Below are 22446 nucleotides of genomic sequence, written 5' to 3'. Positions count from 1 at the left end.
CCTACAGGTACTGAGGGGTACAGGTGCGAGGCCCTACATGTGCGGGACGTCGGCGGGGATCTCGTAGAACGTCGGGTGCCGGTAGACCTTGTCCCCGCTGGGCGCGAAGAGCGGGTCCTTCTCGTCCGGGCTGGACGCCGTGATGGCGGACGAGCGGACCACCCAGATGCTCACGCCCTCGTTGCGGCGCGTGTAGACGTCGCGGGCGTGGCGCAGCGCGAGCTGGTCGTCCGGCGCGTGCAGCGAACCGACGTGCACGTGGTTGAGGCCGCGCTTGCCGCGCACGAACACCTCGTAGAGCGGCCACTCGCCGCGGATCTGGCTGCTCGTGCCTGAACTGGTCATGCTCGCTCCGTCTCTTCGGTGGTGACGCCCGCCTCGGGGACCGGGCCGCCCGCGCCGCCGTCGTGCACCGCAAAAACGAGCGCCGCCTCGCGGACCCAGGCGCCGTCGTCCCAGGCCTTCTTGCGGTGCGCCACGCGCTGGGCGTTGCACGGGCCGTTCCCCTTGACGACCTCCCAGAACTCGGCCCAGTCCGGCTGCCCGAAGTCGTGCGCGCCGCGCTCCTCGTTCCAGACCAGGTCGGGGTCGGGCAGGGTCACCCCGAGCGCCTTCGCCTGCGGCACGCTCATGTCGACGAAGCGCTGGCGCAGCTCGTCGTTGGTGTGCGTCTTGACGCCCCACGCCATGGACTGCGCGGTGTTGGGCGACTCGTCGTCCGGCGGGCCGAACATCATCAGCGAGGGCCACCAGAACCGGTCCACCGACTCCTGGACCATGGCGCGCTGCTCGTCGGTGCCGCGCATCATCGTCGTCAGCAGCTCGTAGCCCTGCCGCTGGTGGAAGGACTCCTCCTTGCAGATGCGGATCATGGCCCGCCCGTAGGGACCGAACGAGGTGCGGCACAGGGGCACCTGGTTGCAGATGGCGGCGCCGTCGACCAGCCAGCCGATGGTGCCCATGTCCGCGTACGAGAGCGTCGGGTAGTTGAAGATCGAGGAGTACTTCTGCCGGCCGCTGATCAGCATCTCGGTGAGCTCCTGGCGCGAGACGCCGAGCGTCTCCGCCGCGGAGTAGAGGTAGAGGCCGTGCCCCGCCTCGTCCTGCACCTTGGCCAGCAGGATCGCCTTGCGCCGCAGCGACGGTGCGCGGCCGATCCAACCGCCCTCCGGCTGCATGCCGATGATCTCGGAGTGGGCGTGCTGGGCGACCTGCCGCACGAGCGTCCGGCGGTAGGCGTCGGGCATCCAGTCGCGGGGCTCGATGCGGTCCTTGCGGTCGATCACGGCCTGAAAGCGCGCCTCGAGCTCGGGCTCGGCGACTATCGACATGGCACCTCCAGGGCATGGCTGCGACTATTTACTGACCGATCGTTCTGTACTAGATTGACACAGCCGCACCGGGTTGCACAACGGCCCGGGCTGGCCGACACCGATCACTGCCGATCGGTCGTTCCGAGGGGATGCGTACAGTGAGCACACAGCTGGAGAGCTACGTCGCGGGCCGCTGGTTCCGCGGGACGGACGACGGCGAACCGGTGCTGGACGCCGTCACCGGCCAGGAGGTCACCCGCGTCTCGAGCCGCGGCCTCGACTTCGCGGCGCTGGTCGCCCACGCCCGCGACGTCGGCGGCCCCGCCGTCCGGCGGCTGACGTTCCACGAGCGGGCGACGCTGCTCAAGGAGCTCGCCCTGCACCTGAGCGGGTTCAAGGACGACTTCTACGCGCTCTCGCTCCGCACGGGCGCCACCCGGCGCGACTCGATGGTCGACATCGACGGCGGCATCGGCACGATGTTCAGCTTCGCGAGCAAGGGCAAGCGCGAGCTCCCGAACGACACCGTGGTGCTCGACGGCGCGCTCGAACCGCTCGGCAAGGGCGGCACCTTCGTGGGCCAGCACCTGTACACCTCGCGCCCCGGCGTCGCCGTGCAGATCAACGCCTTCAACTTCCCCGTCTGGGGCATGCTCGAGAAGCTCGCCCCCGCGTTCCTCGCGGGCCTGCCCAGCATCGTCAAGCCCGGCAGCCAGACGGCGTACGTCACCGAGGCGGTGGTCCGGCAGATCATCGCCTCCGGCATCCTGCCCGAGGGCAGCCTGCAGCTCGTCTGCGGCAGCGCGGGCACGCTGCTGGACGAGCTCGGCGAGGAGGACGCCGTCGCGTTCACCGGCTCGGCGCACACCGCCGCGATCCTGCGCGAGCACCCGACCGTGCTGCACCGCGGCGTCCGCCTCGGCGTCGAGGCCGACTCGCTGAACTGCTCGATCCTCGGCCCCGACGTGACGGCCGAGGACCCCGAGTTCGACCTGTTCGTCAAGGGCGTCGTCACCGAGATGACCGTCAAGGCCGGCCAGAAGTGCACGGCCATCCGGCGCGTCATCGTCCCGGAGCCGGTTGCCGACGCGGTGGTCGAGGCGATCAGCGCCCGCCTGGCCAGGATCACCGTCGGCGACCCCGCCGACGAGAGCGTCCGGATGGGCGCGCTCGCGAGCCTCGGCCAGCGCGACGAGGTACGTAAGGCCATCGAGGCGCTGCGCACCTCGGCCGACATCGTGTACGGCGACCCGGCGCACGTCGACGTCGTGGGCGCCGACGCCGAACGCGGGGCCTTCCTCTCCCCCGTCCTGCTCCGGGCCCGCCCCGGCGCGGCCGAGCCGCACGACGTGGAGCCGTTCGGACCAGTTGCCACGGTGCTCACCTTCGGGTCGGTCTCCGAGGCGGTCGAGCTCGCCGCTCGCGGCCGGGGCAGCCTCGTTGCCTCGCTCGCCACCCACGACCCGCAGGTCGCGCGCGAGGTGGCCCGCGGGCTCGCCCCCTGGCACGGCCGGCTGCTGATCCTCGACCGCGACGACGCCGCCGAGTCGACTGGCCACGGCAGCCCGCTGCCGATGCTCGTGCACGGCGGCCCGGGCCGCGCCGGCGGCGGCGAGGAGCTGGGCGGGGTGCGCGCCGTCCTGCACCACATGCAGCGCACCGCGATCCAGGGCTCCCCCGACATGCTCACCGCGGTCACGGGCCGGTGGACCACGGGCTCGCGCCGCGTGCTCGACGGCGTGCACCCGTTCCGCAAGTCGCTCGCGGAGCTGCGCATCGGCGACACCATCGAGACGGCGACGCGGACCGTCACGCTCGACGACATCAACCACTTCGCGGAGTTCACCGGGGACACGTTCTACGCGCACACGGACCCGGAGGCCGCCGCTGCGAACCCGTTCTTCGGCGGCATCGTGGCGCACGGTTACCTGGTGGTGTCCCTGGCCGCCGGCCTGTTCGTGGACCCGGATCCGGGCCCGGTGCTGGCCAACTTCGGCGTCGACGGCCTGCGGTTCCTCACCCCTGTCAAGGTGGACGACACCATCCGGGTGAGCCTGACCGTCAAGCAGATCACGCCCCGATCTTCCGCCGACTACGGCGAGGTGCGCTGGGACGCGACGGTCACCAACCAGGACGACGAGCTGGTGGCGACGTACGACGTGCTGACGCTGGTCGCCAAGACTGCCAGCGGGACCGACGGCTGACGACCCGGAACCGCCCCGACACACTGCACGCCTCCGTCGGCGTGTCGCGTGCAGTGTGTTGGGGTCGCTTCCACGGCCAGACCTCCCTCGTCTGGGACGATGACGCCATGACCACAGATGCGACGGCGGCAGACTCGATGTCGGCGGGCGCGCCCGTCCGCCGTCCGCGCGGGCGCCCCGGTCACGACCGCGAGGCGGTGCTCCGGACGGCGATCGCGCTCTTCAACCAGCGCGGGTACGACGCGACGTCGATCAGCGACCTGGCCGCCGAGCTGGGCGTCACCAAGTCGGCGGTCTACCACCACTTCGTCAGCAAGGAGGCGCTGCTCGCGGCCGCCCTCGACGAGGCGCTGGAGGGACTGAGCGAGGCGGTCGAGGCGGCGTCGGTCGCGACGGACGGCGAGCCCAGCTCCGTCCGCCTGCGGACCACCGTCGAGGCGGCCGTGCGCATCCTCGCCGACAACCTGCCCGCCGTCACGCTCCTGCTGCGCGTCCGCGGCAACAGCGACCTGGAGCGTTCGGCGATGGAACGACGCAGGCACATCGACGAACGCCTGGCCGTGCTGGTCCGGCAGTCCGCCGCGGAGGGCGACCTGCGCGACGACGTCGACCCCGAGGTCATCAGCCGGCTCATCTTCGGCATGGTCAACTCTCTCGCCGACTGGTACCGGCCCGGCGGGCCGCTGCCCGCCGACGCGCTGGCCAGCACGATCTCCAGCGTTCTCTTCGAGGGCCTGGGGCCGGTGCGGGACGGCGTCGTACGGTGACGGCATGACCAGCGACCGCATGACCGGCGATCCGACGACCGGTGGCGAGGCGACGAAGCCGTGGACGATCACGCTGGGCACCCTCGACGAGAAGCTGGGTATCCGCGTGCTGGAGCAGTCGGCGCAGCGGGTGGTGGCCACCATGCCGGTGGCGGGCAACACCCAGTCGCTGGGCCGCCTGCACGGCGGCGCGACGGCGGCGTTCGCCGAGGCGCTGGGATCATGGTGCGCGCTGATCCACGCCAGCACGCTGGGCAAGGTGTGCGCGGGCGTGGACCTGAACATCACGCATCACCGAGGCGCGACGGACGGGACCCTCACCGGCACGGCGTCGCCGGTCCACCTCGGCCGGACGATCACGTCCCACGAGATAGTCGTCACGGACGAGCAGGGCCGCCGCATCTGCACGGCCCGCATCACCAACCAGCTGATCGAGCCGCGCTGACACGCTTCGGGTCGTACTGCCGACGGACCTGAATACGTCGCCAGTTGCCCGCCCTTCCGACGGGGCTCCCCGGCTGGGCGGAGCCGCCGGGTCCGCCCGTTGGGTCAGGCAGTCGGTCGGTCAGTCGGTCGGTCAGTCGGTCAGTCGGTCAGTCGGTCAGTCGGTCAGTCGGTCCGACAGTCGGTCAGACAGTCGGTCGCTCAGTCAGGCGGCATCGGCTGGTGGTGTGGCTTCGATGGACTCGGGTAGACGGATGCGGTGCCCGCGGGCGTCGGTGAAGGCCCACCCGGTCTCCAGCAGAGCACCGGCCGTGGTGTCGGTGGTGGCCTTGCCGGTCCAGTGCATGGTGATGCCCTTGGTGTCGACAAGCTGGTGGTGGTACCAGCACAGCAACGCACTGTTGGTCACTGAGGTGTCGCCGCCGTCGGCCCAGTGGGTGATCGCGTGGTGGACCTCGCACCGTGACGGCGGCTGATCGCAACCTGGGTAGACACAGTGCTGGTCGCGGGCGATGACGGCACGGCGCATCTGTCCCGACACGGTGCGTTGGGCGCGTCCGACGTCCAGGACGGCGCCGTCGGGTCCGAACACGATCCGGGTGATCGCGCTGTGGCACGCCAGGCGGCGCACGAGTGCTCGTGGTGCGCGACCGCCGGTCTCGGTGAACACCGGACCACCGGAGGACAAGAACCCGGACACGGTCGTAGCCGCGGCGCTCCAGCCACCCAAGCCTCCACCCGGGCTTCCGGTGAGGCTCCCGCCCGGGTTTCCACTCGGGCTTCCCGCCGGGCTACCGGTCGAGCTTCCGGCCGTTGGGCCGGTGTTCACCGGCCCTGCACCGACATCCGCACCCGCACCCGTGCCGGTGCCGCTGTTGGTGCCGGTGCTCGTGCCGGTGCTGGTGCTGGTGCTGGTGCCCGGCATGCTCGGACCCACGCCCGGGCGGTTGCCGCGTGCTGGCGTGGCCTGGCCGCAGGTCAGGCACAGGCCGTCCCGGGTCCTGGTGACCTGGGTGACGAACTCGTTCCAGGACACCGTGACGTTCAGGTGCGGCGCGATCGCCGCACCCGGGGAGGCCTGGTTGGTGTCCAGCACCACCCGGGCGACGTCAGCCAGGCCTTGTGCCCGGCGCTGCGTCGTGGTGCGGGTGTCTTCCGCTGACGGTGCGCCCAGGACCGCGTTGATCGCGGTCGTGAGCTGCAGGCCGTGCTCGTCGGTGAGGAACCCGGCGACGTGGTACCCGCCGAACGTCTTGGCCAGGTCCAGGAACTCGCCCTGGGCGGCTTTGTCGTCGTCGAGGTCGTCGGTGTCGGGGTCGATGATGGTCGCGAACCGGCGGGCCACCTTCCGGAACTGGTCCGCATTGAGCACACCAGCCTCACGCAGGACGACGCCCTCACCCGTGACCAAGGTCCCCTCCGTGATCGCGGTCTCCAGGACCTGGGTGACCAGCTCACGGGTACGTGACCCGTCGGGGTCGTCTACTGGGTCGGGGAAGTCGACCGCGACGGACTGGACGAACTGTTCCGGTGTGGTGGTGTGACCCGTGCGGTTATCGATCAACCACGCCAGTGCGTCGGTACGGGTCTCACTGGTGGGTGCGACCTCGGTCATTACGCGGGCGTGGTCGACACCCAGGGTTCCGGCGACCAGCCGCTCCCGCGTCACGGGCAGCGCAGTGGCGAGACGGCGGGCGATCGTCATGTCCTTACCCGCGGTCGACGCGGAGATCCCCTCGCGCAGCCGGAGCCAGGTCGTGAACGTGCGGGCCGCGCCACCCGAGCGCCACGAGCCCTCGTTCTCGATCCGGGGCAGCAGGGTGTAGCGGACCCCGTCCAACCGGCCAGTCAGCTGGCGGATCCGGGTATGCGCCTCGGCCAGCCGGGTGACCGTCGGGGCGTCCCACCCGGTCAGGGTCTCGGGGTCCGTCAGGGCGGTGAGGTGGTCTATCTCGTTCTCGATCCGGGCCAGCACGTCCTCGATCGAGGCCGCTGCAGGCAGGCCACCGGCGGGTCCGTTGTTCGTCGTCTGCTCCACCGTTCCCACCCCCGCCCGACTCGATCACTTGCCTCTAGTTCTGACTTCCTCGCTGTACCTATTATCTCGAACATTCGTACGATCCGCTTGCCAGATATCAAATCTGTGGATAACTCTTCACCGCAGCAGGTGGACGGCTCTCGGACCTCGCGGACCGCGCCGCTGGGCGCCACAGCTCAGCGACACACAGGCAGAGACCCCGTCAAAGACGGACGATCGCCGCCGCAGGGTTCTCGATGGCGTCGGCGACGGAGCGCATGAAGCCCGCCGCCGTCCCGCCGTCGCAGACGCGGTGGTCGAAGACGAAGGACATCTGCGTGATCTTGCGCGGCACGATCTCGCCGTCGACCACCCACGGGCGGTCGATGATGCGGCCGAGGCCCAGCATCGCGACCTGCGGGTGGTTGATGATCGCCGCGCTGCCGTCGACCCGGAACCCGCCGTAGTTGTTCAGCGTGAACGTCCCTGCGGTGAGCTCCTCGGTGGTCGCCTTGCCCGTGCGGGCGCGGGCGACGAGGTCGCGGAGGGCCACGTCGAGCTCGGTGGTGATCATCGAGCCGGCGTCGAGCACCGCCGGCACGACCAGCCCGTGCTGGCCCTGGACGGCGACGCCAAGGTTGATGACGCCGGGCATGACGATCTCGTCGCGCTCCACGTCGAGCCTGGAGTTGAGCACCGGGTACTCCTTGAGTCCGGCGACGACGAACCGCGCGACGTAGGCGAGCAGGCCCGGTCCCGGATCGTCGGGAGTCCGGGCGGCCTCGCGCAGGCTCCAGAGCGCTGTCGCGTCGACGTCGACCCAGACCGTCGCCTCGGGGATCTCCGCGCGGCTCCGCGACAGCACCTTGGCAGCCGTCTTCTGGAAGCCGCTGAGCGGGATGCGCCGCTCGCCGTGGGCTGCGACGGCGGCGGGAGCGGTCGGCACGACGGCGGCCGGAGCCTGTGCCTTCGCCGGAACCGGCGACGATGCCTGCCGCGCCCGCTCGATGGCGGTCCACACGTCGGACCTGGTGACGACCCCGCCGGACCCGGTCGGCGCGATCGCGTGCAGGTCCAGTCCCGCCTCGCGGGCGAGCCGCCGGACGATCGGCGAGATGACCTTCACCGGGCCGACACCCGAGGGCGCAGCGACGACCGGAGCTGCAGCGACGGCAGGCGCCACAACGGCAGGGGCCGCCGTCGACCGGCCAGCGCGCGGCCGCCGCCGTCGGCCCGAACCGGGGTGCGCAGAGGTCCCGTACCCGATGAGCACGTTGCCGGAGCCTGCCCGCTCCTCCTCGCGATAGGTCTCGGCGGCCACCCCGGCCGCCAGCACAGCGGCGGCCCCAGCAGCCTCCACCCCGACAGCGATAGTGATCAGCGGCCTGCCCACCTCGACGAGCTCCCCCTCGGCGGCATGCAGCACGCCGACCCGGCCCGCGTACGGGCTCGGCACCTCGACGACGGACTTGGCCGTCTCGACCTCCACCACGGGCTGGTCCACCGTGACGACGTCCCCCTCCGCGACCAGCCACTGCACCACCGAGGCCTCGGTCAGCCCCTCGCCGAGGTCGGGCAGCAGGAAGGTCTGCTCGGTCGCGGTGGTGGTCATGCGTCCTCCCACTGGAGGTCGTCGACGGCGTCGAGGATCCGGTCGACCGACGGCAGCTGGAGGTGCTCGAGCTTGGGCGGCGGGTACGGGATGTCGAACCCGGTCACGCGCCGCACCGGCGCAGACAGCGAGTGGAAGCAGCGTTCGCTCACCCGGGCCGCGATCTCGGACGCGACGCTCGCGAAGCCCGCGGCCTCCGCGACGACGACGGCGCGCCCCGTGGACTCGACGGCCGCGCAGACCGTGGCGTCGTCGAACGGCACGATCGAGCGCAGGTCGACGACCTGCAAGCTGCGGCCCTCGCGCGCGGCCTCCTCGGCGGCCTCCAGGGCGACCGGCACGGCGGGCCCATAGGCGATGAGGGTCGCGTCGGTGCCCTGGCGCCGGACCACGGCCGTGCCGATGCCCGGCTCGCGGTCGCCGCCCAGGGCGACGTCACCCTTCGCCCAGTAGAGCTTCTTCGGCTCGAGGAAGACCACCGGGTCCGGCGAGGCGATCGCCTCGCGCAGCAGCGAGTAGGCGTCCGAGGGGTTCGACGGCGCGACGACGTGCAGGCCGGGTGTGTGCGCGTAGTACGCCTCGGACGAGTCGCAGTGGTGCTCGACCCCGCCGATGCCACCCGCGTACGGGACCCGGATGACGAGCGGCAGCTCGACGCGGCCCCTCGTGCGGTTCCGCATCTTGGCGATGTGGCTGACCACCTGCTCGAAGGCGGGATAGGCGAAGGCGTCGAACTGCATCTCGATCACGGGACGCATGCCGTTCATGGCCAGGCCTACGGCGAAACCCGCGATCCCGGCCTCCGCCAGCGGGGTGTCGAAGCAGCGGTCCTCGCCGAACTTCGCGGTGAGGCCGTCGGTGACCCGGAAGACGCCGCCGAGCGGGCCGACGTCCTCCCCGAGCACCAGCACCGACGGATCCTCGGTCATCGCGTCGTGCAGCGCCCGGTTGATCGCCTGCGCGGTGCTGAGCGTCTCGTGCGCGACGGCGGTGGCGGTCATGGGCGGGCCTCCAGTTCGGTTCGGCTCAGCTCGTCGTGCACGACGGCGAGCTGCTCCATGAGCTGCGGCGTCGGCCGCGAGTACACGAAGCGGAACAGGTCGTCGGGGTCCGGCTCGACGTCCCGGTTCATGCCGTCCCGCGTGCGCCGGGCGACCTCCTCGGCGGCCTCGGTGAGGGCTGCGGCGCGGGCGTCGTCGAGGATGCCCTCGGCGCGGAGGTAGGCCTCCAGCCGGACAAGCGGGTCCTTGGCCGCCCAGGCGGTGACCTCGTCGTCGGCACGGTAGCGGGTGGCGTCGTCGGCGTTGGTGTGGGCCTGGATCCGGTAGGTGCGCCCCTCGACGAGCTGGGGCCCCTCCCCTGCCCGCGCCCGTGCGACCGCCCCGGACAGGACGTCGAGGAGGGCAGCGAGATCGTTGCCGTCCACCTGCTCCCCCGGGATGCCGTAGCCCACGCCCTTGTGCGCCAGCGACGGGGCGACCGACTGCCTGGCCAGCGGCACCGAGATCGCGTACTGGTTGTTCTGGACGAAGAACACGACGGGCGCGTGGAAGACGGCGGCGAAGTTCAGGGCCTCGTGGAAGTCGCCCTCGCTCGTGGCGCCGTCGCCGCACATCGCCAGCACGACCGTGCGCTCCCCGCGCAGCCGGGCCGCGTGCGCCACCCCGACGGCATGCGGGAGCTGCGTGGCGAGAGGCGTCGTCAGGGGACCGATGCGCAGCTCGTAGGGGTCGTACCCCGAGTGCCAGTCGCCCTTGAGCAGGCCGAGCACCTCGACCGGGTCGCCCCCGCGCGCGACGACGGCGGCGGTGTCGCGGTAGGTCGGGAAGAGCCAGTCCTCGGCGTCGAGCACCTGCGCGGCGGCGACCTGGCAGGCCTCCTGGCCGTGGGAGGAGGGGTAGACCGCGAGGCGCCCCTGGCGGACGAGCGCGCTGGCCTGGTCGTTGAAGCGGCGGGCGGCGACCATGCCCGCGAACCCTCGGAGCAGCTCGTCGTCCGCGGGCAGGTGCGCGGCGCCGGCGGCCGTCGGACGGCCGTCCGGACCGAGCAGCATGACCGGCGTCCTCGACGGCAACATGCGATCCACGTCACTTGTCATAGAGATATACTCGTCAAGGTTCTATTCGGAATCCATCAACGGCGAGGATCCGAGAAACCGTCCAGCAATGGGCAGGTCATGCGATCCAAATGTCCAGCGGCGAAGGGGCTGAGGGCGTGGCTGCGAGACAAGTGGCACCGGGCCTCGACGACGTCGACCAACGCATCGTCGACGAGCTCCGCCATGACGGCCGGATGTCCATGCGATCGCTGGCCGAGAAGCTGCACATCTCACGGGCCAACGCCTACGCGCGGGTGCAGCGGCTCGAGTCCAGCGGCGTCATCCGCGGGTACAGCGCGGACATCGACCCGGTGCTCGCCGGGCTCGGCACGTCGGCCTACGTCACGGTCAACCTGGAGCAGGCGGAGTGGCGTTCGGTCCGTGAGGAGCTGCGCACCCTGCGCGGCGTCGACCACATCGGGCTGGTCGGCGGGGAGTTCGACCTCGTCCTGCTCGTCCGCGCGCGGGACAACGCCGACCTGCGGCACCTGATCCTGGACCAGATCCAGGGCATGAAGGGCATCCTCAACACGCACACGCTGCTGGTGTTCGAGGAGCCGATCCCGGCAGGCCCGTCCCCGCGACACCGTTGAGTGCTGGGTATTCGCCCCCTCAGGTCCTTCTTGAGGGCGAATAGCCAGCACTCAACGGCAACGGGGCTTACTGGTCCGGGGTCTCCTGGAGGGCGCGGACCTCGATGCGGGACTGCAGGGCCGCGGAGGCCTTCTCGGCCCAGCCGAGCGCGGTCTCCTCGTCGGCGACGTCGATGATCCAGAAGCCGCCCACGTACTCGGGCGCTTCCACGAACGGACCAGGAACGCGTTCGATATCGCCGCCCGAGGCGTTGACGGTGATCGCCGTCGACGGCGGTTGCAGGCCGCCCGCGGTGACGAGCGCCCCGGACTCGGTCAGCGCGGTGTTGAAGGCGCCGACAGCGGCGAACACCGCCTCCAGCTCGGCCGGATCCATCTCCTGCATCGACTCCATCGTCGGCTCCTCGGCGCTGTCGTGCGGGAGGGTCAGGAAGTACTGGGTCATGGGACTGCTCCGTTCTGCTCGGTCTGGCTGTCGGTCCGACTATTCGTGTTGTTGACGAGACGAGGCAAGGAAACTCATCAGGCCTCGGACGCGTTCTCCTGGATCATCACGGCGGAGGCGTGGATGCAGACGATCCGGAGCGTCCCGGTGCCGGTGTTGGTGAAGCGGTGCCAGGTGTCGGCGGGGGCGACGGCGGTGTCGCCGGCCCGGGCCACGAACGTCCTGTCGCCGACGACGATGGTCGCCTCGCCCTCCAGCACCGACCAGGTCTCGTCGTAGGGGTGCCGGTGCAGGCCCGGACCCTGGCCGGGGTCCGACGTGACGAGGAAGAACGACACGTTCGACCCGTACCGGGCGCCCTCGAACCGGAGGGTGCGGCTCTCTCCGATGCGGATCTCGTCGGCCGGGATCGCTGCGGTGCCTGGGGTGGTAGCGGCTGCGGAGCTGTTCATGATGGGTACTTCCTCTCGGGTGAAGACTGCGTCCTGATGAGCCCTACTCTCCGCCGCCCGCGCACCCACTGACTACGCTTTCGACGTGGATCGAAAGTTCGTCGAGTTCCGGCTCGGCTCCAGCGACATCTCAGCGGTGCGGTTCGGCATCTCCCCTGGTCACGAGCTCGTGCACGCCGTGCGCACCGTCCTTCGCCCGCAGAGTGCGCCCCTGCACTGGGGCTGGTTCCGCAGCGTCCAGTCCGGCGTCCAGGCCGGCGCCCACGCCGGCGTCGAGAGCAGCGGCAAGCCACCCACCGAGGCCTTCCGCCTGATGGCGGTCATCAGCGGCGTCGACGGCTACATGCCCGACTTCCTCACCGCGACGCCGTCGGGCGACATGACTCCCGAGGAGGAGGCCCAACGGCTGCGCGAGGTCCCCGACGAACGGCTCCGGTTCGACCTGGAGAAGATGGTGCTCCGCTCGACCGGCGCCCGGCAGCAGGAGATCCGCGACCTGATCGCGGCACCGGACCACGCCCGGAAGGTCATCGTCGAGGCCTGGCAGGAGGTCTGGGACACGCTGCTCGCGCCCGTCTGGCCGCAGATGCTCCGCCTGCTGCGGGCCGACATCGGTGTCCGCGCACGCCGCAGCAGCGACGCCGGGCTCGCGGAGATGGCGAGCACCCTGCACTCCACGGTGACCTGGGCCGACGAGATTGTGCGCGTCCAGATGCGCAAGCACGAGGAGATCGTCGACTGCGGCGGCACCGGCCTGGTGCTCGTCCCCTCGGTGATGATGGCGACGCGCGGCTGCGCCGTGCTGACCGAGCGCCCCGCGCAACCGACGATCTTCTACCCGGCCCACGGGGTGTCCGAGACCTGGCACCGCGACGGCGCGGACGCCCTCGCCGCCCTCTCCGCCCTGCTCGGGCCGACCCGCGCCCGCCTCGTACTCGAGCTCCAGCAGCCCCTGTCGACCTCCGAGTGCGCGGCGCTGACCGACCTGGCGGTGTCGACGGCGTCCCACCACCTCACGGTCCTGCGCGACGCCGGCCTGATCGACAGCCGCCGCAACGGCGTCCGCGTCCTGCACACCCGCACCCCGCTGGGCGAGGCGCTCGCGGGCGTGAACTGACGCCGACATGAATGCGCGCGTCATCGCCGGTAACGTCGCACGGACAGCGCAACAGACCGAGCGGACCAAGGGGCGCACGTCATGACCAATGTCGCTGACACGATCGTCGAGATCATCAAGGATGCGGGCGTGGAACGGGTCTACGGCCTGCCCGGCGACTCGCTGAACGGCTTCACCGACGCCATCCGGACCAGCGACGGCGTCGCGTGGCAGCACGTGCGGCACGAGGAGGCGGCGGCCTTCGCGGCGGCCGCCGAGGCCGCGCTGACCGGAGAGCTGGCCGTCTGCGCGGGCAGCTGCGGGCCGGGCAACCTGCATCTGATCAACGGGCTCTTCGACGCCAACCGCAGCCGGGTGCCGGTGCTCGCGATCGCGGCGCAGATCCCGGGAGCCGAGATCGGCAGCAACTACTTCCAGGAGACGCACCCGCAGGACCTGTTCCGCGAGTGCAGCGTCTACACCGAGCTGGTGAGCATGCCCGAGCAGCTGCCGCGCGTGCTCGAGATCGCCATGCGCACCGCCGTCGAGAAGCGCGGTGTCGCCGTCGTCGTCATCCCCGGCGAGATCTTCCTCGCCGAGAGCGCGGGCCGCAGGAAGTCGGCGCCGATCCGGGCGGCGCAGAGCGTCGTCCGCCCGCGCGACACCGAGCTGCGGCAGGCCGCCGAGATCCTGAACGCGGCGAAGAAGGTGACGATCCTGGGCGGCGCCGGTACCGAGGGCGCGCACGAGCGGGTGCTCGCGATCGCGGAACGGCTCAAGGCCCCGGTGGTGCACGCGCTGCGCGGCAAGGAGTTCCTCGAGTACGACAACCCGTACGACGTCGGCATGACCGGCCTGCTGGGCTTCTCCTCGGGCTACCGCGCCATGGAGAGCTGCGACGCGCTGCTCATGCTCGGCACCGACTTCCCCTACCAGCAGTTCTACCCGTCCAAGGCGAAGATCGTGCAGGTCGACGTCCGGGGCGAGCAGCTCGGGCGGCGCACGCCGATCGACCTCGGGCTGGTGGGCGACGTCGGCGACACCGTCGACGCGCTGCTGCCCCTGCTCGACGAGCACACCAACCGCAAGCACCTCGACTCCGCGCTCAAGCACTACGCGAGGACGCGCAAGGACCTCGACGACCTCGCCGACAACGACCGCAACCGCGAGCCGATCCACCCGCAGTACGTCGCGCGCCTGGTGAGCGAGCTGGCGAGCGAGGACGCGGTGTTCATCCCGGACGTCGGCTCCCCCGTCGTCTGGGCGGCCCGGTACCTGACGATGAACGGCAGGCGCCGCCTGATCGGCTCGTTCAGCCACGGCACGATGGCGAACGCCGTGCCGCACGCCATCGGCGCCCAGTCCACGTTCCCGGGGCGGCAGGTGATCGCCCTGTCCGGGGACGGCGGCCTCGGCATGCTGCTGGGCGAGCTGCTGACCGTCCGGCAGAACAAGCTGCCCGTGAAGATCGTGGTGTTCAACAACTCGTCCCTCAACTTCGTCGAGGTGGAGATGAAGGCCGCGGGCTTCGTGAACTTCGGCACCCAGCTCGACAACCCGAGCTTCGCGGACGTCGCCAATGCGATGGGCATCCACGGTCAGCGGGTAGAGCGGCCGGACGATCTGGAGGGCGCGCTGCGCGCGGCGTTCGAGCACGACGGGCCCGCACTGGTCGACGTCGTCACGGCCCAGCAGGAGCTGTCGATCCCGCCCGCGATCACCGCCCAGCAGGTCAAGGGCTTCACGCTGTACGCGATCCGCACGATCCTGTCGGGACGCGGCGACGAGCTCGTCGACCTGGCCGACACCAACGTGTTCCGGCGGCTGTTCGACTGATCGCCGCGCCCGTCTCACTCCCGCGCGGACGGTTCAGTGGTCGCCGTGCGACATCTCCGCCTCGCCCTCGGCGCTCATGCCCGAGTGCAGCGGCAGGAACGCGTGCAGGTGACCGCGGTCCGCCTCGATGTGCTGCAGGTCGAGCTGGACCGCGGCCACCGCCCAGGCGTCCACCGCCCGCGTGCGCAGGTCGCCGGCGACGTCGTACAGCCGCGCCGAGCCGTCCGCCGAGTCGTTCGCCGAGCCGTCCGCCGCAGCCAGCTCCAGGACGTCGAGCGTGTCGCCCAGCAGCCGGGTCGAGAGCACCAGCCCGTTGCGGACGATGTTGTGCTCGGACGATCCGGTCGGCAGCGCCTCCGTCTCCGCGGCTACCTCGTCGACGACGGCGCGCCACTCGTCCAGCTCGGCCGACGTCGGTGGCGTCACGCCGTCCTCCGAGTCGCCGTCCGCAGACCCGCCCTCCCCCGTCGGCAGCGTCCCGTACAGCCCGTCCATCACGGGCAGGAGCCGCTCCTGGGCGGAGACCGCGAGCTCCCCCGCCGCCGCCAGGTTCTCGACCGCCCGCTCCGCCTCCGCGGCCTCCAGCTCGGCCACGCGGGCGGGGTCGACGTCGAACCCGCCCGCCGCCGGCGCCTCGCCCTCCCACGGGCGCAGCACCAGCAGCACCACCAGCAGGGCGACGGCGGCAGCCCCCAGAACGGCTGCCACCGCGGCCCCCCGCCCCAGCCGCCGGCGCCTCGTGGGCACCGGCGACCGGGTTCCGGGGCGGCCGGCACCGCCCCGGCTCGACGGACGTGCCGCGGCGTTCGGCCCGCGGTGCGGCGCGTTCCGCGGCCTGCTCCTCGTCTTCGGCACGTCCTTGCTCCTTCCTGTCGGCGACCCAGCCAGCGGCTCAGTCGGTGACTCAGTCGGTGACTCAGCCAGCGGCCCTGTCAGAACCTGGCTACGAGCCGCAGCTCGCGGCGTCGTACCCCTCGTCGACCACCACCTCGTGCGGCCCGTTGACCGCGGTCACCGTGATCGTCCCCGACTGGATCGCCCGCACGCCGGAGCTGAACTGGCGGGAGACGGTCTCCCCGGGCAGCACGTTCCGGTACGTCTTGCTCCCGTACGGGGTGCTGAGCTCGACCACCACCGGGTCGGCGCCCGCGTTGGTGGCGCTCACCGTCACGCGGGCCTGCGGGCCGGTGCACCGGCTCGCCGCCGCGACCTCTATCTGCGGCGGGTCCGGCTGGTCGTCGAACGTGAGGTCCTGGAACTCCACGGCGCTCCTGTTCGACGCGTGGTGCGCGGTGACGAACAGCCCGACGTCCTGCACGTCGGCGGCGCCCGCGAGCGCCTCCGGCTCCCCGATCTGCGTGAACGTCTCGCCGTCGGAGCTCCAGTAGGCCGAGTACAGGTCGCCGTCGCGCACGAGCCGCACCCAGGCCGGGTACGCCGTCGAGCCACCGCTCGACGACGTGACGAGCTGGCCCGCGTCGTTGCCACGCAGCCACTCGAACCCGCCGCTCGGCCGGATGCCGAGCGCCGCGTAGCCCGGCGAGGACCCCGGCTGGGTCACGTCGTTGCGGACGATGATCCCGGCCTTGGCGGACCCGTGGGAGTTGCCCTGGCTGTTGATCCGTACCGTGGCGGTCCAGTGCCGGTCGGTGCCCTCGCGGTAGATCGCCGAGTACTGGTCGACGCCCTGCCACATGTTGGCGCCGCCCGACTCGATGACGTACCGCCCGGTGGCGAGCTGCTCGAACTCGCCGTCCGCGTTGCTGAAGGTCCGCATCCCGGCGAACACGTCGCCGACCTGTGCGACGACGATCCGTGAGGTGGTGGTGAGCTCCCGGTCGTTGGTCGCCACGGCCGTCAGCTCGTAGTAGCCGTCCGCGGCGACGTCCCACGTCGTCGCGTAGGGCGCCGTCTCGTCGACGCCGATCGAGGTCCCGTCGGCGAAGAACTCCACCTGGCTGACGGCGTTCTCGGCGTCCGTCGCGTCGGCGGTGACCTCGACCTGGCCGGGTTCGAGCTCGACCCCGCCCGCGGGTGCCGTGACGGCCACCTCCGGCCGGGTGGTCTCCGCCGCGCCCTTGCCGTCGGCCTCCACGAAGTTGAGCCGCCGCTCGCCGGGACCGGGGAAGACGACGAAGAGCTCGAAGCTCTCCCCCGGGTCGTCGACGGCTACCCGCACGTCGCGGAAGTCGCTGATGCCGGTGGCGGCGACCTGCGCGGTGCCGAGCAGGTCGCCGTCGGGAGCACCCCGCCGCAGCTCGATGGTGCCGGCGGACGCCGAGGCCAGGCGCAGCGTCAGGGCGTCGACCTCGTGGAGGTTCACCGGGTCGTAGGAGGCCCAGGCGCCGTCCGCGCCGACGAGGACGGACCCGCCGCCCTCGACGTCCCGGCTCGGCACCGTCGTCGTGCCCTCCTGGGTCGTGTGGAACTCCGCCTGCCGCTCCCTGGGGAACAGCAGGGTGGTGTCCGAGCCGGTGAGGGACGGGATGTCGCCCGCGCCGCCGTCGTCCTCGTAGCGTGCGTCGAGCACGTAGAAGACGTTGTTGTCCGCCCCGTGCCCGCCGCCGAGCGACGTCGTGACGGAGCCCGTGCGGCCGTGCAGCGGGTCCGCCGGGTGCGGGTGGTCGTCGTGCCCCAGGGCCGGCTGGATGACGACGCGCTCGTCGTCGATCGCCGAGCCGTCCGGCGAGTCCTCGGTATCGGTCACGGAGACGTCCCACGGGATGGTGTCGCCGAACTCGAAGAACGAGCCCGTCGGCGGGAGCCCGAAGTCGACCTCCGGCCGGGTGTTGCCGACGGTGATCGGCACCGTGGCGGTCCCGTCCTTGCCCGCCGGGTCGGTGACGGTGAGCCGGGCGTCGTAGACGCCGTCCGCGGTGTACGTGTGCGACGCCGTCGGCTCGGTCGAGTCGGTGGTGCCGTCGCCGTCGAAGTCCCACGCGTAGGTGAGGTTCTCGCCCTCCGGGTCGGTGCTGCCCGTCCCGTCGAACTCGACCTCCAGCGGCGCGGTCCCGGAGTCCGGCGACGCCTCGGGCAGCGCCTCGGGCGAGCGGGAACCCGTCACGTAGTCGACCCGGTGCAGGCCGGAGTCCGGGTTGTCCCGGCCGAAGCCGCCGCCCCAGTCGAGGACGTACATCGCGCCGTCAGGCCCGAACTTCGCGTCGATCGGCGCCAGGAAGTCCTCGTCCGGCAGGAACCGGTTGACCTTCTCGACGTCCGTCTGACCCGGGGCCGCCGCGGGGTCCTTGGTCTCGACGGTGAAGACCTGGTTGCGTGCCCACTCGTAGAAGAACGCCTTGCCCTCGTAGTACTCGGGGAACTTGGTGTCCGAGTCGAGCTCCGGGTCGAAGTCGTAGAACGGGCCACCCATCGGCGCCAGTCCGCCGCCCTGGTTGATCCCGCCCGGCACCGAGGACCGCTGGTAGCCGTACCAGAGGTCCGCCGGCTCGGCCGGGGGCAGCTCGGTCAGGCCCGTGTTGCGCACCGAGTCGTTGACCGGCGCGTCGCAGTCGAAGAACCCGCCCACGGTGACGGGGCTGGTCCGGTAGTCGACGTCACGGAACGGCTCGTTGTTGCCCATGCACAGCGGCCAGCCGAAGAAGCCTGGCTCCTTGATGAGGTTCCACTCGGCGATGCCCGCGGGGCCGCGCTGCGCCAGGTTGTCGGTGTTGTTGTCCGGCGAGTAGTCGGCGACGCCGAGGTTGCCCGTGGCCGGGTCGATGGCGAACCGGAACGGGTTGCGGAAGCCCATCGCGTAGATCTCGGGCAGCGTCTTGTCCTGCGTGTCCTCCGACTCCGGGAACAGGTTGCCCTCCGGGACCGAGTAGGTGCCGTCGTCCTCGGGACGGATCCGCAGCACCTTGCCGCGCAGGTCGTTGGTGTTGGCGGACGTCGCCCGCGCGTCGTGGAAGGTGCCGTCCCGCTCGGAGAGCGGCGCGTACCCGCCCGACGGCTCCGAGTGCGGGTTCACGTCGTCGCCGACGCCGAGGTACAGGTCGCCGCTGGTGTGGTCGACGACGACCCCGCCGCCCGTGTGCCCTGGCTCGTCCGGCAGGCGCCTGGCCGGGACCTCCAGCAGGACCTTCTCGGACGCCGGGTCGATGGTCGTCGCCCCCGAGGCGCCCGTCGTGACGGTGAACCGGGACAGCCGGTTGTGGAAGTTCGCTGGGTCGGTGTCGTCCTCGCTCGCGGGCGACCAGTACTGGTAGAGGTAGCCGTTCTCGGCGAAGTCCTCGTCGAGCGCTATCCCCAGCAGGCCGTCCTCGCCGCCCGAGTACACCGGCAGCGTCACGGCGGTGGTCGTGGTCCGGGTCTCCGGGTCGAACACCCGGATCTGCCCGCGGACCAGCTCGGTGAAGAAGACCCGCCCGTCGGGCGCGACGTCGATCCCGAACGGCGCGCTCGTGTTCGTGTCCAGCGCCACCTTCTCGAACTGGCCCCAGTCGGTGCCGCCGCAGTCGCCCGCGGCCAGCCCGGCCGCCCACTGCACGCCGCCGACGATGTGCCGCACGAAGTCCGGCTCGCCCGTGTAGTGCGCGCCGAAGTGGCCCATGCCGGTCATCCACGCGCGGCCGCCGTCGTAGTACTTGCACCACGAGATCGGGTGGTCGTAGCCCATGGCGTTGCCGCCCGGGTCGTAGGTCGACTCGTCCATGGTGGCCAGCACGTGCGCGTCACCGCGCACGTTGGTCGAGAAGTTGTACCACTCGTCGGCGCGGTCCCAGCGCTGCGGCAGGTGCTGCGTGGACGGGTGCGTGCGGTCCTCGACGCGAACCGTGCCGGGCAGGCCGGGGCTCGACCCGGTGGCGGCGTGGCCGGGCATCAGCGACCCGATCATCTCGTCCCACCAGGCGTAGCTGCCGCGCATGTCCGTCGCGTTGTGGATGGCGACGATGCCGCCGCCCGCCTGCTGGTACCGCTCCATCGCGGCCTTCTGCTCGGCGTTCCACGGGTCGCCGGACGCCTGGAACATGACCAGCGCGTCGTACTGCGCCAGGTCGGCGTCGTTGAAGACCGTCGGGTCCTCGGTGTGGTCGGACTCGATGCCCGCCTCGGCGAACGCCGCCTCGAGCACCGGGGTGCCCTGCGTGATCGCCTCCTCGTGCCGGTACTGGGTGGTGGCCGTGAAGATGAGGACGCGGCCCAGTTCTAGAGCTTCGGCCTTCTCGTCGGCGTTGGCCGCCGGGACGGACGCGAGCGTCAGCGCCAGCGCTCCGGCGGCGAGCGCCGCGATGGATCTCCCCCAGCGGGGACGTCGTGGTGCGGTCATCGTGGTGCCTCCTGGGCAGATCGACGTGCGGGCCCCACCGGGGTCTCCGGTGGAGCGTGGTGCGTTGACCAGCCCGGCGTGCCGGCGCCGAGCGCGCTGTGCTCGTTCGGACGCAGGTGCGTCCGCTCTCAGGCGCGTGCAATTCAGACCTGTGTCAGGGCATCAGTCCTCTCAGGTAGGCGAGGCCGTCGGTCGCGAGCGTGTCCTGGCTCGCGGCCAGCGGCCGCCAGATCGACGCGGCGGTGGCGATGGTGGCGTTCTCGGCGGTGAACGACTCGATGACGAGCGGCCCGGCGTACCCGGCCTGCTCCAGCGCGGCGAGCAGCGCCGGCCAGTCGACGCCGTCGCCGCCGGGTGCGCCCCGGTCGTTGCCGCAGACCTGCACCGCGGCGATCCGCGCACCGGCGCGTTCGACCGCGGCGGGCAGGTCCCGCTCCTCGATGTTCATGTGGTAGACGTCGAGCATCAGCCCGATGCCCTCGGCGGGCAGCGCGCCGACGATCTCGAGCGCCTGGTCCACCGTGTTGACCAGGCTCGTCTCGTAGCGGTTCAGGGGTTCCAGGCCGATCACGACGCCCGCCGCGATCGCGTGCTCGACCACCGGCGCGAGGTTCTCGACGAGCTCGGCGTACGCGTCGGCCCGCTCCTGCGGCGTCGTCCGCCAGGTGCGGCCCACCGAGGCGTACGCCGGGCCGCCGATCACCCGCGCGCCCACCGTGTGCGCGGCGTCGACCACCGCGCGCAGGTAGTCCTGCGTCGCCCGCACCGTGCCGGCGTCGGCCGCGACGAGCTCGCGGCCCTCGCCCATGACGAGGGACACGCTCGCGCCGAGGCCGCTGTCCGCCAGGACCTGCGCCGCGCGGGGCGGGTCCCAGTCGCCGAGGCGCTCGACGGGCAGCTCGAGGACGTCGAACCCCCAGTCCGCCACGCGGGGCGCGAGGTCGGCGAGCGAACGGTCGGTGAGCGGCGACGTCCACACCCAGGTGTTGACGCCGACCGGCCAGGTGGTCGCGGGCCCGTCCGGGACCGTCCATGGCTGTATACCCATCTAGCGGTCCGTCCAGGCTTCGGGGTAGCCGGGCAGGTCCTCGCCGCCGAACTTCGCGTAGTGCAGGGACGGCATGTCCGCGTTGGCCTCGAGGAACCCCGCGAGGTCCGCGTCGGTGACCGGCTCCTGGGGCAGCACCCACTCCGCCGGCACCTCCTCGCCGGCCCAGATCTTCTGCGCGGCGAGGATCGGGGTGCGCCACTGGAAGTTCGAGTAGACGTTGCCGATCGCCGTCATCCCCGTCTCGTCCCACTTGCGCAGGAAGCTCATCTCGTCCTCGCCGACGAAGACCGGGTACGGCTGGCCGGCGTCCTCGAAGGCCTCGACCGCCGCGACGGCGCCGTCGCCCGCGTCCATCCAGATGCCGTCGACCTCGCCGCGCTGCAGGTACTGGGTGACGAGGTCCTTGATCTTGGCGCCGTCGCCGCCGGTGAACTCGATGCCCACCACCTCGAGGTCGCTCTCCGAGAAGATCTTGTCGGCAGCGGCCCACCGGTGCTCCAGCACGTCGACGCCGGGCAGGATGCGCAGCGCCAGGACCGTCGAGCCGGGGTCCAGGTTCTCGGCCAGGAACTCCGCGCCCACCGCGCCGTAGGCGTAGCCGCCGATCGGGTGGATGAACGTGACCATGCAGTCGGTGTTCACGCCGCGGTCGAACACGATGACGGGCTTGCCGCTCTCGCAGGCGGCCTCGACTGCCGGGGTGAGCGTCGCCGTCGTCGACGGGGAGATGACTATCGCGTCGCAGTCGCCGGCCTCGACGAACGCCTGGATGTCGGAGATCTGCTTGTTGTCGTCGTCGGCGGCGTCCGAGACCCGGAACTCGCCGATCACGCCCTCCTCCTGGAGCACCTCCACCTGCTGCTGCATGGTGATCCAGCCGGTGACGCGCCACGGGTTGGAGACCGAGGCGTTGGAGAAGCAGAGGGTCTTGTCCCCGCCCTCGCTGGCCCCGTCGTCGCCGGCGAGGTCCGCGGTGTCGACCCACTCCGGCTCGATGGCCTGGAGCCAGGGCTCGTCGGCAGGGCCCTCCGGCTCGACGTCGCGCTGGGCCAGCTCCCGGTCGTAGTCCGCCTGGACGAACCACTCGCTCTCGGCGCCGGAGTCGGCGGGCGTCTCCTCGGCCGCGCTCGGCTCGGCGCCCGGCGGTTCGTCGGTCGGGGTGTCGGTGGTGCAGGCCGTCAGCAGGAGCAGCCCGGCCGCAGCCGTGCCCGCCAGCAGTGTTCGGAACCGTCGCATGTCCATCCCCTTT

General features: G+C 71.5%; 18 protein-coding genes. 6 read left to right on the top strand and 12 right to left on the bottom strand.

Annotated elements, in window-relative coordinates; translation table 11 throughout:
- Nucleotides 1-33 precede the first annotated feature (33 nt).
- Nucleotides 34-345: a 1,2-phenylacetyl-CoA epoxidase subunit PaaB gene (gene paaB, locus ACNYC2_RS09860; RefSeq protein ID WP_419706829.1), complete on the bottom strand. Its 312-nt coding sequence runs from the start codon at nucleotides 343-345 to the stop codon at nucleotides 34-36.
- On the bottom strand, nucleotides 342-1331 hold the full coding sequence (paaA, locus tag ACNYC2_RS09855; RefSeq protein WP_419706828.1) for a 1,2-phenylacetyl-CoA epoxidase subunit PaaA: 990 nt from the start codon (nucleotides 1329-1331) through the stop codon (nucleotides 342-344). The genes paaB and paaA overlap by 4 nt, the downstream gene beginning before the upstream one ends.
- Nucleotides 1332-1462: 131 nt before the next feature.
- Between paaA and paaZ the strand changes: the two genes are divergently transcribed.
- The 3 genes from paaZ (at nucleotide 1463) to ACNYC2_RS09840 (ending at nucleotide 4729) form a co-directional block, all read left to right on the top strand.
- Nucleotides 1463-3517 (top strand): phenylacetic acid degradation bifunctional protein PaaZ, encoded by a 2055-nt coding sequence (paaZ, locus tag ACNYC2_RS09850; RefSeq protein WP_419706827.1) that lies wholly within the window; start codon nucleotides 1463-1465, stop codon nucleotides 3515-3517.
- A 107-nt stretch (nucleotides 3518-3624) separates the two neighbouring features.
- Nucleotides 3625-4284 (top strand): TetR/AcrR family transcriptional regulator, encoded by a 660-nt coding sequence (locus ACNYC2_RS09845; protein ID WP_419706826.1) that lies wholly within the window; start codon nucleotides 3625-3627, stop codon nucleotides 4282-4284.
- Between the two features lie 4 nt (nucleotides 4285-4288).
- Nucleotides 4289-4729 (top strand): PaaI family thioesterase, encoded by a 441-nt coding sequence (locus ACNYC2_RS09840; protein WP_419706825.1) that lies wholly within the window; start codon nucleotides 4289-4291, stop codon nucleotides 4727-4729.
- A 204-nt stretch (nucleotides 4730-4933) separates the two neighbouring features.
- On the opposite strand, the gene ACNYC2_RS09835 is transcribed toward ACNYC2_RS09840, so the two are convergent.
- The 4 genes from ACNYC2_RS09835 to pdhA form a co-directional block, all read right to left on the bottom strand.
- Nucleotides 4934-6766, bottom strand: a complete 1833-nt coding sequence (locus tag ACNYC2_RS09835) for a DUF222 domain-containing protein (protein ID WP_419706824.1) — start codon at nucleotides 6764-6766, stop codon at nucleotides 4934-4936.
- Nucleotides 6767-6968: 202 nt separating this feature from the next.
- Complete coding sequence (locus ACNYC2_RS09830; protein ID WP_419706823.1) at nucleotides 6969-8357, bottom strand: dihydrolipoamide acetyltransferase family protein; 1389 nt, start codon at nucleotides 8355-8357, stop codon at nucleotides 6969-6971.
- Nucleotides 8354-9358, bottom strand: a complete 1005-nt coding sequence (locus ACNYC2_RS09825) for an alpha-ketoacid dehydrogenase subunit beta (RefSeq protein WP_419706822.1) — start codon at nucleotides 9356-9358, stop codon at nucleotides 8354-8356. The genes ACNYC2_RS09830 and ACNYC2_RS09825 overlap by 4 nt, the downstream gene beginning before the upstream one ends.
- Entirely contained in the window at nucleotides 9355-10434 is a 1080-nt protein-coding gene (gene pdhA, locus ACNYC2_RS09820; protein WP_419707811.1) for a pyruvate dehydrogenase (acetyl-transferring) E1 component subunit alpha, read from the bottom strand. Before pdhA ends, ACNYC2_RS09825 begins: the two co-directional genes overlap by 4 nt.
- 137 nt (nucleotides 10435-10571) lie before the next feature.
- Here pdhA and ACNYC2_RS09815 point away from each other — a divergent pair, with 137 nt between their 5' ends.
- Complete coding sequence (locus ACNYC2_RS09815; protein WP_419706821.1) at nucleotides 10572-11048, top strand: Lrp/AsnC family transcriptional regulator; 477 nt, start codon at nucleotides 10572-10574, stop codon at nucleotides 11046-11048.
- Between the two features lie 67 nt (nucleotides 11049-11115).
- On the opposite strand, the gene ACNYC2_RS09810 is transcribed toward ACNYC2_RS09815, so the two are convergent.
- The gene (locus ACNYC2_RS09810; RefSeq protein WP_419706820.1) at nucleotides 11116-11493 is read right to left on the bottom strand and encodes a YciI family protein; all 378 of its coding nucleotides are present in this window, start codon (nucleotides 11491-11493) and stop codon (nucleotides 11116-11118) included.
- A gap of 77 nt (nucleotides 11494-11570) precedes the next feature.
- Nucleotides 11571-11945, bottom strand: a complete 375-nt coding sequence (locus tag ACNYC2_RS09805) for a cupin domain-containing protein (protein ID WP_419706819.1) — start codon at nucleotides 11943-11945, stop codon at nucleotides 11571-11573.
- A gap of 85 nt (nucleotides 11946-12030) precedes the next feature.
- Between ACNYC2_RS09805 and ACNYC2_RS09800 the strand changes: the two genes are divergently transcribed.
- Nucleotides 12031-13062 (top strand): ArsR/SmtB family transcription factor, encoded by a 1032-nt coding sequence (locus ACNYC2_RS09800; RefSeq protein ID WP_419706818.1) that lies wholly within the window; start codon nucleotides 12031-12033, stop codon nucleotides 13060-13062.
- A gap of 81 nt (nucleotides 13063-13143) precedes the next feature.
- On the top strand, nucleotides 13144-14877 hold the full coding sequence (poxB, locus tag ACNYC2_RS09795; protein ID WP_419706817.1) for a ubiquinone-dependent pyruvate dehydrogenase: 1734 nt from the start codon (nucleotides 13144-13146) through the stop codon (nucleotides 14875-14877).
- 33 nt (nucleotides 14878-14910) lie between these two features.
- Here poxB and ACNYC2_RS09790 read toward each other — a convergent pair whose 3' ends face one another.
- The 4 genes from ACNYC2_RS09790 to ACNYC2_RS09775 form a co-directional block, all read right to left on the bottom strand.
- Nucleotides 14911-15585, bottom strand: coding sequence for a hypothetical protein (locus ACNYC2_RS09790; RefSeq protein ID WP_419706816.1), 675 nt, complete (start codon nucleotides 15583-15585; stop codon nucleotides 14911-14913).
- Between the two features lie 235 nt (nucleotides 15586-15820).
- Nucleotides 15821-20146 carry a ThuA domain-containing protein gene (locus ACNYC2_RS09785; RefSeq protein WP_419706815.1) on the bottom strand — a complete coding sequence of 1442 codons (4326 nt, stop codon included), beginning with the start codon at nucleotides 20144-20146 and terminating at the stop codon, nucleotides 15821-15823.
- A 154-nt stretch (nucleotides 20147-20300) separates the two neighbouring features.
- Nucleotides 20301-21194 (bottom strand): sugar phosphate isomerase/epimerase family protein, encoded by an 894-nt coding sequence (locus tag ACNYC2_RS09780; protein WP_419706814.1) that lies wholly within the window; start codon nucleotides 21192-21194, stop codon nucleotides 20301-20303.
- Nucleotides 21195-22433 carry a substrate-binding domain-containing protein gene (locus tag ACNYC2_RS09775; protein WP_419706813.1) on the bottom strand — a complete coding sequence of 413 codons (1239 nt, stop codon included), beginning with the start codon at nucleotides 22431-22433 and terminating at the stop codon, nucleotides 21195-21197.
- Nucleotides 22434-22446 lie beyond the last annotated feature (13 nt).

Origin of the sequence: Promicromonospora sp. NFX87, from assembly GCF_048564965.1 — a bacterium.
Classification (GTDB): Bacteria; Actinomycetota; Actinomycetes; order Actinomycetales; family Cellulomonadaceae; genus Promicromonospora.
This window is presented reverse-complemented; position numbering and strand designations above follow the sequence as displayed.